Consider the following 12,245-nt stretch of genomic DNA (forward strand, 5'->3'; position numbering starts at 1 on the left):
TGTATGGTTTAGGGTAAGTTGTTTTGATGCACGGTTTTCGTTGGCGGGGGTCGGCGAACCGGGTGAATGCATCCCTCTAAATACTCAGTACGGGGCCACCTGCCCGGATTTCATCATTGGCAAACTCGGCATATTGCTCAAAATTTTTCCGGAACATCTCGGCCAGGCGGGTAGCCTGTTCGTCGTAAGCCGCCGTATCGGCCCAGGTAGCGCGCGGGTTCAGAACCTCAGCCGGTACGTTGGGGCAATGTTGCGGTACAGCAACACCAAACACTGGGTGATTTTCGTAAGGTACCGGGTCGAGTTCGCCATTCAGAGCGGCCGTGATCATAGCCCGGGTATAGTCGAGGTTCATGCGGTGACCGGTCCCGTAGGCTCCGCCAGTCCAGCCGGTATTGATCATCCAGACATTGGCCCCAAACTGCTGCATCCGGGCGCCCAGCATCTCGGCGTAGCGCGTGGGATGCAAGGGCATGAAGGCCGCGCCAAAGCAGGCCGAAAACGTTGCTTTAGGCTCTTTCACCCCCATTTCGGTACCAGCCACCTTGGCGGTGTAGCCCGAAATAAAATGGTACATGGCCTGCCCCGGCGTCAAGCGCGAAATAGGCGGCAGAATTCCGAACGAGTCGGCCGTCAGGAAAAAGATATGTTTAGGATGGCCCCCTACCGACGGTTCTTTGGCCGTATTGATAAAATAAATCGGGTACGAAACCCGGGTATTCTGGGTTACTGAAATATCGGTATAGTCGACGGTTTGGGTGCCGGGTTTCAGGCGGGTGTTTTCGAGGATAGCGCCCCGGCGGATGGCCCCAAAAATCTGCGGTTCTATTTCGGCGGTCAGGTTCACAACTTTGGCGTAACAGCCCCCTTCGAAATTAAACACGCCCGCATCGGCCCAACCGTGTTCATCGTCGCCGATAAGAAGCCGGGCGGGGTCGGCGGAGAGCGTGGTTTTTCCCGTACCCGACAACCCGAAAAACAGAGCCGTATCGCCCTCTCGCCCATCCACTCCGGCAGTCCCCTGATTAGCCGACGCGTGCATCGACAAGGTATGCTGCTCAACGGGCAGTTTAAAATTGAGTACCGAGAAGATCCCTTTCTTCATCTCGCCCGCGTAGCCCGTACCCCCGATGAGCAGCACATTTTTGGTCATGTTGAGCACGGCAAAGTTGCCACTGCGGGTGCCGTCGGTTTCGGGGTTAGCCCGAAATTCCGGGATGCAGATAATGGTAAAGTCGGGAGCGAAGTGAGCCATTTCGTCGGCCGAGGGCCGCAGAAACATATTGTAACAGAACAGGCTATGCCAAGCCAGCGTATTCACCACCTGAATCGTGAGCCGGTAATCGGGGTGAGCCCCGGCGTAGGCATAGCGCGTGTACACGGTTCGGGTGGTTAGGTAGTCGAGCATTTTCTGGTGTAGCGCGTCGAACTTGTCCGGGTCAAACGGGATATTGACCGACCCCCACCAGACAGTATCGGCGGTTTTGGCGTCTTTGACAATAAACCGGTCTTCGGGCGAGCGGCCCGTAAACTCGCCCGTGTCGACCATCAGAGCGCCATTATCGGCCAATTGGCCTTCGCCATTGAGTAACGCGTGGGCAATCAGTTCGTCGGGAGTCAGGTTGTGAAAGCGCTCGGCCGCGCGCACAACCTCAGGTATGGCAGGGGTAGGTACGGAGGTAATCATAAGGTGTTTAGTTTGATGAAGTACAGGTAAATGTACAACGTCCGCTTCAGAGGTTGCACACATTTAGGGTGATTTTTAGCTGGTTGCGGCTGTGGCTGCCACTGGCCGCAGATTGGGTATTTCCTACTTCGGGAGTATATTTACCAACATTTTTTCCCGTTTTTGTGCATAAGCAACTTCGGTTTGCCTTACACACGAAACTTCATCTGCTTTTTAAATTTTCTGAATGGAAGCTACGGCGACGAAAACAGTACCTTCGGCCACCTTATTTGGCCACCCGGTCGGTCTCTTTGTTCTCTTCTTTACCGAAATGTGGGAACGGTTCAGCTACTACGGTATGCGGGCTATTCTGCTCCTCTTTTTGCTCGACAAGGTAGGGGGCGGCATGGGACTCAACGAATCGGAAGGGGCCGCTATCTACGGCATTTATACAGCCTCGGTTTACCTGCTCTCCTTACCGGGCGGCTGGATTGCCGATAACCTGCTTGGCCAGCAAAAATCGATCTGGTATGGTGGTATCATTATCATGCTCGGCCACATTATTCTGGCTATTCCGGGTAGCGAAGCCTTATTTTTCGGCGGTCTCTGTACGGTTGCCATCGGCACGGGCCTGCTCAAACCCAACATTAGCAGCATTGTCGGCGAGCTGTACCCCGAAGGAGGAGCCCGCAAAGACTCGGCCTTTTCGATTTTCTACATGGGTATCAATATCGGTTCGCTGCTGGGCATTTCTATTGTGGGGTATCTGGGGCAGAAAGTGGGCTGGCACTACGGGTTTGGCGCGGCAGCGGTAGCCATGTTTCTGGGCCTGACTACGTTCAAAATCTTCAGTAAACGGTACCTGGGCGATCATGGCAATGTAATTGCACAAGCCCCCGCCGACGCGGCTGCAACAACGGGCGGTAATCGCTCCATGCTCATTTTCCTGGCCGCGCTCGTCTTACTGCTGGCTGGTTTACAGCTCACAGGAGTTATCGACATGACTACGGCGCAGGGGCTGGCACAGGCCATGGGCACCATTATTTCGCTGGTAGCTATCGGGTACTTTGCGTACATCCTGCTGGGTGGCGGCCTCACCACGGTTGAGAAAAAGCGCGTGGTGGTTCTGTTCGCGTTCTTTCTGGCGGCTGCTATGTTCTGGGCCGGCTTCGAACAGCAGGGTTCCTCACTGCAACTCTTCTCCGACCGCTATACCGACCTGAATATTCTGGGCTGGCAGATGCCGTCGAGCTGGTTTCAGAATTTCAACCCGGCGTTTATTCTGATCTTTTCACCGGTTCTGGCTTCGCTTTGGGTGTTTATCGACAAACGTAAGATTAGCTATCCGGCACCGGCCAAGCTCGCTACCGGTCTGCTGTTGCTGGGCTCAGGGTATCTGTTTATGGTGGTGGCCTCAAATCAGGCGCTGGCCGGGCAGGCAACCGGTACACTGGTTTCGCCCCTGTTTCTGACGTTTACGTATCTGTTTCACACCCTGGGCGAGTTGTTCCTCAGCCCCGTAGGCCTTAGCGCCTTCTCAAAACTGGCACCCAAACGCTACACCAGTCAGCTGATGGGGATCTGGTTTGTTGGGGCCTCGCTGGGTAACCTCATAGCCGGTTTGTTTGCGGGTGGCTTCGATGAGGAAAACGTGCAGCAAATGCCAGCCATGTTCCAGAGTGTAGCCATGTTTAGCCTTGGGTTTGGCCTGCTGCTGTTGCTGCTGTCGAAACCCATGAAGAAATGGATGGGGGGTATTGAGTAGGCAGTCGGCAGTGGCAGTTGGCAGTGCTGGCGCAAGCTTTTCTGCCGACTGCCTACTGCCACTTTAGCCTCCCGCTTTCTTGGCCTTGTAGCCCTTGTTGGTGAGCCAGGTCAGCACTTTATCGCGGTGATCGCCCTGAATCAGGACTTCACCTTCTTTTGCCGAGCCGCCTGTTCCGCAGGCGGCTTTTAGTTGTTTGGCCAAATCGCTCAGGTCGGCATCGGTACCCACAAACCCGCGCACGGCCGTCACCACTTTGCCGCCCCCCATGCGGTCGAGCCAGATTTTAAGTTGTTGCGCGGCCGGAGGTGGGGTTTCAACGGGTGTCTCATCAGACGGAAACGAAAAGTCGGGGTCGGTGGAGTACACAAACGGTCCCGTATGGCGGTCGGAGCGGGATTTTTTGCTCATTGGTTTATAGACATTAGGTTCGTTGATTGGCGGCAGCTCGGGGCTCTGCCTACCCTCATTCATTACAGCAACACCAGCAGGCTCGACGGCAACACCCGTACCGTACATTGTGATTCAGGCAACAGCAACGGTTCGCCGTCGGCATGAATCCGCAATGGCTCATCGGTCTCAACAGTCGCTTCGACAACCGGTTGCCCATGCCAGTACGGCGAACCTTCGAGCGTTTTATTGAACAGTCGCCAAACCAGCCCTCCGCTCATCGACTTCGGAAAGGGTCGCACCTCGCACTGATCGAGCCGCCCATCGGCGATGTTAGCCCGGGGGGCAATCCAGGCATTGTTGCCAAACTGCCCGGCGTTGGCAAACGCGAGCGAAAACAAGGTTTTTTCGACACCATTGATTGTGTACCGGCCGGGCTTATACCCCCAGAAGGCCCCGTAGGCCGTTCGGATGTACGTAGCCAGACCCCGCACGGGCTGTTGGGCAAACAAATGCGCCACGTGGGCCTCGAACCCCAAACCGGCCGTACAGAAAAAGGGGTGTCCGCCTATTTCTCCGCTATCGATAAGCACCGGCCGCCCGTCGACGGCTTTGTCGATAGCCCGGCGGGCATCCAACGGTACGCCGAGGTGCCGCGCCAGCCCGTTGCCCGAACCCATCGGTACAATACCCAGCGCCGTACCCGACTGCCGGAGTGCACGCGCCGTTTCGTTGATGGTGCCGTCGCCCCCGATGGCCACTACGCGCCCAACACCCCGCTGTACGGCGGCTGCCGCCAGCTCGGTGGCGTGGCCCGCGTGGGTGGTCACAATCACTTCGGGAGTGTAGCCGGCCCGGCTGGCCCGGTCTGTAAGATACTGCTGAAGCGTTGCTTTCTGGGCCGCTGTGGCGGTTCCCGACAAGGGGTTCACAATGGCCAGTAACGTGGAGGTATTGGCCATTCAGGAGAAGAAAACAAACATCAGAATAATAAAGACCACGATGAAAATGTAGTACCACCCGTCGGAAAACACGTACGGTTTGTACTCGCGGTAAAAGTCACGGAGCCATTTCATGCCGCAAAGATACCCAAATTGCGCGGCTTCGCGGGGCTTTAAGGGCGTCCCTCCCGGCGTTGTTCCCGGCGCTGCTGCCGCTCCTCTTTCCGTTTTTCACGTTTCTCCCTGCGTTCGGCTTTACGCTCTGCCCGCTTCTCTTTCAGGTCTTCCCTGAAATTGCTCAGGGCATCTTTAAACGTAATATCGTTGTCGAACTCACCCTTAAATGCCTGAATATACGCATTGCGCAAAACCCCAAAAATAGTGGGCCACAAACCCACTTTCACCTCCTCTACGGTGCCCGACAGCGGAATCCGGGTGGCTACCTGATCGAGTTTCTGATTTTTGAGCAGGGCCGTACCGCCCTGCGCCAGCAACTCGGTAAAGAACCGCCCCACTGACCGATTTTCGTTTTCGTTGAGTTTGAAGATTTTCATCTCCTTCGTCAGCGGTTTCACGTAGCCGTTCAGCTTACCGTCGTTCATGGCCATCTCGCTGAACACATTTAACCGCCCCCGCTCAAAATCGATATTGGCGTAGGCGCGTGCCATCTCGTTGAGCTTGGTCATCTCGATGTTGGTGAACCGCAGGTCGTAGTTGAAATCGGGCATGGGTTTGAGCAGGTACATGTTGGCATCGAAACGCATGGTACCGCCATAGCCCGGAATGTCGCCCGTAGCCCACACGGGCGAGGGCAGCTTACCCGACACCTCTTCTACGTTTCGGATATTACGGATTTCACCGTTGAAGCGCTGCATAGACAGGTCGGCACGGGGTTTTGTAATCAGGCTGGCGAGGTCGATGCGGCCGTTGATTACGGCAAAGCGGTTGATCTGTATGGGCAACAGGTCTTTCACCAGCACCGTCCAGTCGACTTCTTCGCCCGTTTGCCGCTCCGACTCGTTGTTGCTAAAGGCAAAGTTCAGCTCCGGCTCGTAAGCCTCGACCTCACCCACCAGCTCGCCCTTGAACAACGATTTCCATTCGATCGACAGGTCGGCTTTGGGTATGTACAGAAACGGCTCTTTGACCTTGCCGTTGATTTTACGAATCCGCAGGTTTTCGATCTGGTAAGCCCCCCGCAGCAGGGCAATGTTTACATCTTCGATACGGCCCGTGTAGCTACCCATATCGGCCAGCACTTTGTTCACGTAGCGAAGCACGAAGTAAGGCAGCAGCAACCGCCCTACAATGAGCAGCACCAGCAGCGCCAGTAGTATTTTGGTTGTTCGTTTCAAGACGTTGAGTAGTTGGTAATGAATAAAAAAACGCGGGAGGCCCGCGTTCTGTTTTTATCGCAACGGGTGCGGCCCCTACAGGTCGACCCACATCACCATATCGTAGGCGATTTCGTAGTCCAGCTCTTCGAGCGGCACCGTGTGCACAAACCGCCCCGCTTCGTCCACGCGAATGGCGTGCCAGAGTCCGGTCGCATCGCGCAGCAGAATCCGGTAGCCGTACAGCGGGTGCAGAGTTCCCAAATCGTACCGGTGGTCCCAGCCGGTCTGCAGCTCAATGGCAAACCCGATGCGTTCAATCAGATCGGGCATGCGCGCCAGCAGGCTATTATCGCTGCTGAGGTCTTCGATCCACAGCACCAGCCCATCGACACCCCAGTTGTATTGCAGGGCCGACGGCGTTACGGTCAGTAACGTCAGGCTGCTGGTCATTGGGGGTTCTATTGTGAACGTTTCCATGATTGTCTCGTTTGCGGCTACCGCTTTCGGCAAGAGCCTGCGTTAGGCAGGGCTAATCCGAGAGCGATACACCATTTTCCTGTTGCCACTTGCGGAGCCAGAACCGGTATTTTTTACGACCGTACTCCACAAACCCCGGTAGCGAGGTAGCATCAACGGCAAACAGCCGATGGGGCTGCTGCTTCATCACCCCGATAAACACAAACCGGAACTGACGGGTAGCGGCCCACTCGTCGCCCGCATACCGGAGGCTGTCGAGGTAAAAAGCCGCCTGCCGGTCGTAATCGTAGTCGTAGCAACTCTGTAAAAACTGAGCCTGTGTGCGGGCCGAGGTGGTTTTGAAGTCGAGCACCAGCGCCTTTTGCCGTTTGGGGCTTGTGTACACCAGGTCGAGCCGGGCCTTGCAGGCAATGCCGGTTTGCGGCTCGGTAAAAAGCACCACCCGCTCTTTTTCAGCTTTTTGCAAGTACCGGCGGCAAAACGCATCCTGCCGAACCACATCCATCAGCTCAGCCACCTGCTCCGATGACCCCCGATCCAGTTGGCCCGGTGCGAGCAAATCGGGCATGAGTTGCTGCAGGATGGTCCCGACCGATTCCGGTTCGAGCAAGTGCTGATGAAAGGCTTTGCCAACCCGTTGGGTCTGCTCCGACGGCCGACGCCCCAACTGCCCCCCACCCGGCAGGCTGTTGCCCAGGCCGAGGTGTTCTTCCTTGAGCCGGGTCAGGTCGGAGTTCGATACCCGCGCAATGGCCCGGTAATCGGGCATGGGCAGCCAGTTGTCGGTGCCCGGTGCCCAACGATCGGCTAACCGGGGTTGTGAATAAACGTGCATAGGCTTAAACAGGGTCGGCGTTCAGGGCCAACGGTTCGTTGGTGGCCGGCAGTTGTTCGTTGTAAAACGGATTGTAGTAGTTGTACGCCGTTTTGATGTTGGCGATGTCGGTGAGAGTTTCCTGCCGAAACAGCTTCACCGACCGGGCGTATTGTTTCAGTTGGGCCGTGCGGGTGGGCTCGCCCATCTGGTACGAAAACGACGCAATGAAATACACCCCTTTCGGCTGAATCTTAGTGTTTTCTTTTTTCTCGGCCACGGCTGTAATCACCACATCGGCCAGCGTGAGGTCGTCGTAGTACAGGGGTTCGATGAGCCGGAAAATATTGTCGACCGAATAGCCATGAAACAGCACCGCCGAGACACAGTTTTTCTCATCGATGAAGAAAATCTCTGCCCAGTTTTTGGTGCCCATATTCAGGATATTGTCGGTAAAAATGCGCCAGGCTATTGGCTGAAAGGTAAGCGAACGCCCGAGTTTCTCTACCCCATTGATGTTGAATATGCCTTCTTTGGCGTCGAACCGATACTGACGGGGGTGGCCTTCGAGGTACTTGTAGGCTGGTACAGGAGCCTCCGAACGGTCCGTTTCGCCCGGCGGGTACCCACCCGATCCGATTTTTTGATCAGGTTTTAACCCGGTACCGTTTTGATTTGTCTCAGCGATGTTTTTGTTTTGCGTGTTCATTAGTATTTGTTGTTTACTGTTCAAGCAGGGGGCCCACATTGCGGTCCCTTTTGCCTTTTACAGGGGTGCCAGCAAGCAAGTAAAAATACACAGTTTTGCGTAATTTTCCAAGACTCACCCCTCCCGAAATACAGCCCCGCTACCCAAGGGCACGTAACCCGCACAAAGACGGCCTCACACGTAAACAAAACGCCGTTTCACCGGTAAACATTCCGACAGACAATGCATCTGCCAGGGCCGTTCAATCAATTTCTTTTTTACATAGTTTTGTGTAGCTATCAATTCACCACGGCCTATGACTATTCACCACCGCCTACAACAGTTGATTGACGCCCTTGACCTGAGTGTTCTCGAATTTGCCCGCCACTTAGGCGAACATCGGGGCGAAAAAATATACCACGTACTACACGGTCGGCTAAAACCCCGTTACGATACCCTGGAGAAAATTCTGGTGGCTTTTCCGAACGTAAACGGCGATTGGTTACTCCGGGGCGAAGGCCTCATGTTTCGATCGATGCCGCCTTCGCCCTCGGCCGCCATCACCACCGACGAGCGGCTCCGCAACATGGAATACCTCCTGTTTCAGCTCAACGAGCGGGTAAATCTACTCCAGCAAACCACCGACGACCTCCGGGCCGAACTACGCGATGCCGTTCAGGAAAAGGGCAAACCATTTTTAGAACATTGACCCATAATGCGGAGTTATATCGACAAATCACTCCAACGTTATGGCTACCAAATCACAATTCGACCCCGAAAACGTCGATGGCGAGTTTTACTCGCAAAATCCAAACCAACACGGTGATTCTGACTACGGTCGGGTATCAGAAGGGGTTGGTACCAATGAATTCAGAGATGCTACGTCGGGTATGGACATGGATACCGCCCACATGCAGGACAATCAGGCCACGAAACAGAGCCACGCCCGCGAAGGCGAGGTAGCGCTGCCAACCGGCGAAAGCCTCGACAGTACGCAGGGCTGGGACGTAGATCCCCGCGCCATGATCAAAGGCGAGCAAACCGGGCGCCTGATGTCCGACGAAGCTGCGGCCAAACTGAGCGCCATCTCCGAAAACCCGTCCGACGAAGCTTTATTTGATCGGAATGATGCGACGTACCTCGAAGCGGGCGACGACCCAAATCAGGGCTACGACCCTCATAATAAGGGATATGACCACAATCCAAAGGAGCAAGGCTCCGACCGTCAATAACAGAAGTAGAGCGCTGTTAGTAACGAAGCGGCCGAGGACAGTATAGTCTTCGGTCGCTTTTGTATTTTTGGGCGTTGAAAGACGTTGGTTCCCGGCGCACTGGTTTGCTAAACCGCTGCCGCCGGGCCATCTCCAGCGTCCCGAACCCTTAATCCAACGTCTTTTTAGCTTTGATTATCGAAACCCGCGCCTACGCCCGGGCGGGCCTCATGGGGAATCCGTCGGACGGCTTTTTTGGTAAAACCATCTCGATCAGTGTCCGCAACTTCGGCGCGTCGATTACGCTCTACGAATCGCCCGAGCTGAACATTGAACCGCAACCCCAGGACACCAACCAGTTCCGGTCTCTGTACGACCTGCGCGACGCCGTCAGCACCCTCGGGTATCATGGCGGTGTACCCTTGCTCAAGGCGGCCATCAAAACCTTTGTGGACCACTGCGACCGCGAAGGTATCCGGCTGGCCAACCGCAACTTTTCGATCCGCTACAACACCTCCATTCCGCGGCAAGTGGGTCTGTCGGGGTCGAGTGCCATTATTGTGGCGGCTTTCCGGGCACTCATGACGTTTTACAACGTCGAGATTCCGCTGCCCATTCTGCCCAATCTGGTACTGGGCTCCGAAATGGACGAGCTGGGCATCACGGCCGGCCTGCAAGACCGGGTAATTCAGTGCTACGAGGGCTGTGTGTACATGGACTTCGACCGGAGCATTATGGACCGGCAGGGTCATGGCGAATACGAGCCCCTCGACCCGCGTCTGCTGCCTAAACTGTACATTGCGTACGACACCGACCTGGGCAAACAGTCGGGGCGGGTACACAACGACGTGCGCGCCCGCTGGCTCAAAGGCGAAGAAAAAGTGGTGCAGACGCTGGCCGACATTGCCGACGTAGCCCGGCAGGGCCGCGACGCCATTGTGAACAACCAAACGCACCTGTTGCACGACCTCATCAACCGCAACTTCGACCTGCGCACCCAGATCTACAACATCAGTGAGCGCAATCTGGCCCTGATTCGGGCGGCCCGTGCCTGCGGTGCCTCGGCTTCGTTTACGGGGTCCGGTGGGTCTATTATCGGTGTCTATCAGGACGACACCATGCTCAATCAGCTTTTTGTGGAGCTGCGGAAGTTAAATGCACGCGTTATCAAGCCTTTTATCAATTAGGAAAAAAGAGAAAGGAGAAGGGTGAACGGTATTTAGCACCGGCGCCCCTTTTCCCTTCTCCCTGTTCCTTTATCCTCAAATTATGATTCGTAAAGCCGTTATCCCAGCCGCTGGTCTGGGCACCCGATTCCTGCCTGCCACCAAGGCACAGCCCAAAGAAATGCTGCCCATCATCGACCGGCCCACTATTCAGTATGTGGTGCAGGAAGCCGTTGACTCGGGTATTGAAGACATTCTGATCATCACCGGTAAGGGCAAGCGGGCCATCGAAGACCATTTCGACCGCAACTACGAGCTGGAAGAGCGACTCGAAGAGAAAGAAGATCAGATGCTGCTCAACGAAATGCGTCGGCTGTCGGACATGGCCAACATTCATTATGTACGGCAACGGCAGCTCAACGGCCTCGGCGACGCGATCCGCTACGCCCGGCACCACGTGGGCAACGAGGCTTTTGCGGTGCTGCTCGGCGACACCATCATGGATGCCGTGATTCCGGTAACCCAGCAGCTCCTCGACACCTACGAGCAGTACGGCGGGTCGGTGATTGCGGTGGAAGAAGTGCCCCACGAGAAGGTAAACCGGTACGGTATTGTGGGCGGCAGTGCCCTCAGCGACCGGATTATGGCCCTCGATCAGCTGGTGGAGAAACCAGCCGTAAACGAAGCCCCCTCTAACCTCGCCATTGCGGGCCGGTACGTGCTTACGCCCGGTATTTTTGCGGCCCTCGACCAGACCGAAATGGGCAAAAACGGCGAACTCCAGCTCACCGACGCCATGCAGCTGCTCCTCCGGCGCGAGAACCTGTACGCCCACCGGATCGAAGGCAAGCGGCACGACATTGGCAACAAGCTCGACTTCCTGAAAACAACCGTCGAGTTTGCCCTGAAGCGCCCCGAGTTTGCCGAGCCCTTCCGCAAGTTTTTGAAAGAAATCACGGCTGACCAGTAAGCGACCCGCTTGCGCACGGGTAGAGCCGATTTTAACAACTCTTTTTAACGCGTGAAGCCTGTTTGTAGGCTTTATGTACAACAGGGATAAACGAATATTAAATTACCTTCATGAAATACCTTAAACACACAACCCTGGCATTGGCTGCTTTTGCAATGCTCTTCACGGCCGATGCCGACGCCCGTCCGAAAAAAGGAAAATGGGAAAAGTTGTTCGACGGCAAGTCGCTGGCGGGCTGGCATACCTACAAAAAAGCCGGTCAGCCTGTTTCGGATAAATGGACCGTTGAAGATGGCGCTATTCATTTCACCGGCGGCCGGGGTGCGGGCGATTTGGTGACGGATAAAGAATACGGCGACTTTGAGCTGGAGATCGAATGGAAGATTTCGGAGAAGGGTAATAGCGGGATTATTTACCACGTCAGCGAAGACCCCAAATACGGTGCTACCTACAGCACTGGTCCCGAAATGCAGGTACTCGACGACGCCAAGCACCCCGACTCATTTGCCGGATCGGCGGGTAACCACAAAGCAGGCTCACTGTACGACATGTTGCCCCCCAACGACCTGACGGCTGTGAAGCCCGCTGGTGAGTGGAACAAGGCTAAGCTCGTGATTAAAAACGGCCGCGCCGAGCACTACCTGAACGGCAAGAAAATTGTGGAATACGCAACCAATGGCCCTGAGTGGGACAAAATGGTGGCCAACAGCAAGTTTAAGAGCTGGGAAGGCTTCGGTAAATTCGCCAAAGGCCACCTGGCCCTGCAAGACCACGGCGACAAAGTTTGGTATCGGAACATCCGGATTCGCGAATTATAATT

General features: G+C 55.6%; 13 protein-coding genes. 6 read left to right on the plus strand and 7 right to left on the minus strand.

The genetic code is table 11. From position 1 onward, the window contains the following. Positions 1-76: 76 nt before the first annotated feature. Positions 77-1,687 carry a phosphoenolpyruvate carboxykinase (ATP) gene (pckA, locus tag RUDLU_RS0112195; RefSeq protein WP_019988671.1) on the minus strand — a complete coding sequence of 537 codons (1,611 nt, stop codon included), beginning with the start codon at positions 1,685-1,687 and terminating at the stop codon, positions 77-79. 226 nt (positions 1,688-1,913) lie between these two features. On the opposite strand from pckA, the gene RUDLU_RS0112200 reads away from it, so the two are divergent. After that, complete coding sequence (locus RUDLU_RS0112200) at positions 1,914-3,431, plus strand: peptide MFS transporter (RefSeq protein ID WP_019988672.1); 1,518 nt, start codon at positions 1,914-1,916, stop codon at positions 3,429-3,431. A 63-nt stretch (positions 3,432-3,494) separates the two neighbouring features. On the opposite strand, the gene RUDLU_RS0112205 is transcribed toward RUDLU_RS0112200, so the two are convergent. The 6 genes from RUDLU_RS0112205 to RUDLU_RS0112235 form a co-directional block, all read right to left on the minus strand. Continuing rightward, the gene (locus RUDLU_RS0112205; RefSeq protein WP_019988673.1) at positions 3,495-3,842 is read right to left on the minus strand and encodes a translation initiation factor; all 348 of its coding nucleotides are present in this window, start codon (positions 3,840-3,842) and stop codon (positions 3,495-3,497) included. A 62-nt stretch (positions 3,843-3,904) separates the two neighbouring features. Continuing rightward, positions 3,905-4,783, minus strand: coding sequence for a diacylglycerol/lipid kinase family protein (locus RUDLU_RS0112210; protein ID WP_019988674.1), 879 nt, complete (start codon positions 4,781-4,783; stop codon positions 3,905-3,907). Between the two features lie 152 nt (positions 4,784-4,935). Continuing rightward, a complete protein-coding gene (locus RUDLU_RS0112220) occupies positions 4,936-6,117 on the minus strand; it encodes a DUF748 domain-containing protein (protein ID WP_019988676.1) in 1,182 nt (393 codons plus the stop codon). 75 nt (positions 6,118-6,192) lie between these two features. After that, positions 6,193-6,576: a hypothetical protein gene (locus RUDLU_RS0112225; RefSeq protein ID WP_245581667.1), complete on the minus strand. Its 384-nt coding sequence runs from the start codon at positions 6,574-6,576 to the stop codon at positions 6,193-6,195. A 52-nt stretch (positions 6,577-6,628) separates the two neighbouring features. Then, the gene (locus RUDLU_RS0112230; protein WP_019988678.1) at positions 6,629-7,411 is read right to left on the minus strand and encodes a PD-(D/E)XK nuclease-like domain-containing protein; all 783 of its coding nucleotides are present in this window, start codon (positions 7,409-7,411) and stop codon (positions 6,629-6,631) included. 4 nt (positions 7,412-7,415) lie between these two features. Then, entirely contained in the window at positions 7,416-8,099 is a 684-nt protein-coding gene (locus tag RUDLU_RS0112235) for a hypothetical protein (RefSeq protein WP_019988679.1), read from the minus strand. Between the two features lie 295 nt (positions 8,100-8,394). Here RUDLU_RS0112235 and RUDLU_RS0112240 point away from each other — a divergent pair, with 295 nt between their 5' ends. The 5 genes from RUDLU_RS0112240 (at position 8,395) to RUDLU_RS0112260 (ending at position 12,243) form a co-directional block, all read left to right on the plus strand. Then, positions 8,395-8,787, plus strand: a complete 393-nt coding sequence (locus RUDLU_RS0112240; RefSeq protein ID WP_019988680.1) for a helix-turn-helix domain-containing protein — start codon at positions 8,395-8,397, stop codon at positions 8,785-8,787. A 40-nt stretch (positions 8,788-8,827) separates the two neighbouring features. Then, positions 8,828-9,310, plus strand: a complete 483-nt coding sequence (locus RUDLU_RS0112245) for a hypothetical protein (protein WP_019988681.1) — start codon at positions 8,828-8,830, stop codon at positions 9,308-9,310. A gap of 170 nt (positions 9,311-9,480) precedes the next feature. Further along, on the plus strand, positions 9,481-10,476 hold the full coding sequence (locus tag RUDLU_RS0112250) for a mevalonate kinase family protein (protein ID WP_019988682.1): 996 nt from the start codon (positions 9,481-9,483) through the stop codon (positions 10,474-10,476). An 82-nt stretch (positions 10,477-10,558) separates the two neighbouring features. Continuing rightward, positions 10,559-11,425, plus strand: coding sequence for a UTP--glucose-1-phosphate uridylyltransferase GalU (galU, locus tag RUDLU_RS0112255; RefSeq protein ID WP_019988683.1), 867 nt, complete (start codon positions 10,559-10,561; stop codon positions 11,423-11,425). Positions 11,426-11,535: 110 nt separating this feature from the next. Beyond that, positions 11,536-12,243, plus strand: a complete 708-nt coding sequence (locus tag RUDLU_RS0112260; RefSeq protein WP_019988684.1) for a 3-keto-disaccharide hydrolase — start codon at positions 11,536-11,538, stop codon at positions 12,241-12,243. The last annotated feature ends 2 nt before the right edge of the window (positions 12,244-12,245 follow it).

Source organism: Rudanella lutea DSM 19387 (genome assembly GCF_000383955.1).
GTDB lineage: Bacteria > Bacteroidota > Bacteroidia > Cytophagales > Spirosomataceae > Rudanella > Rudanella lutea.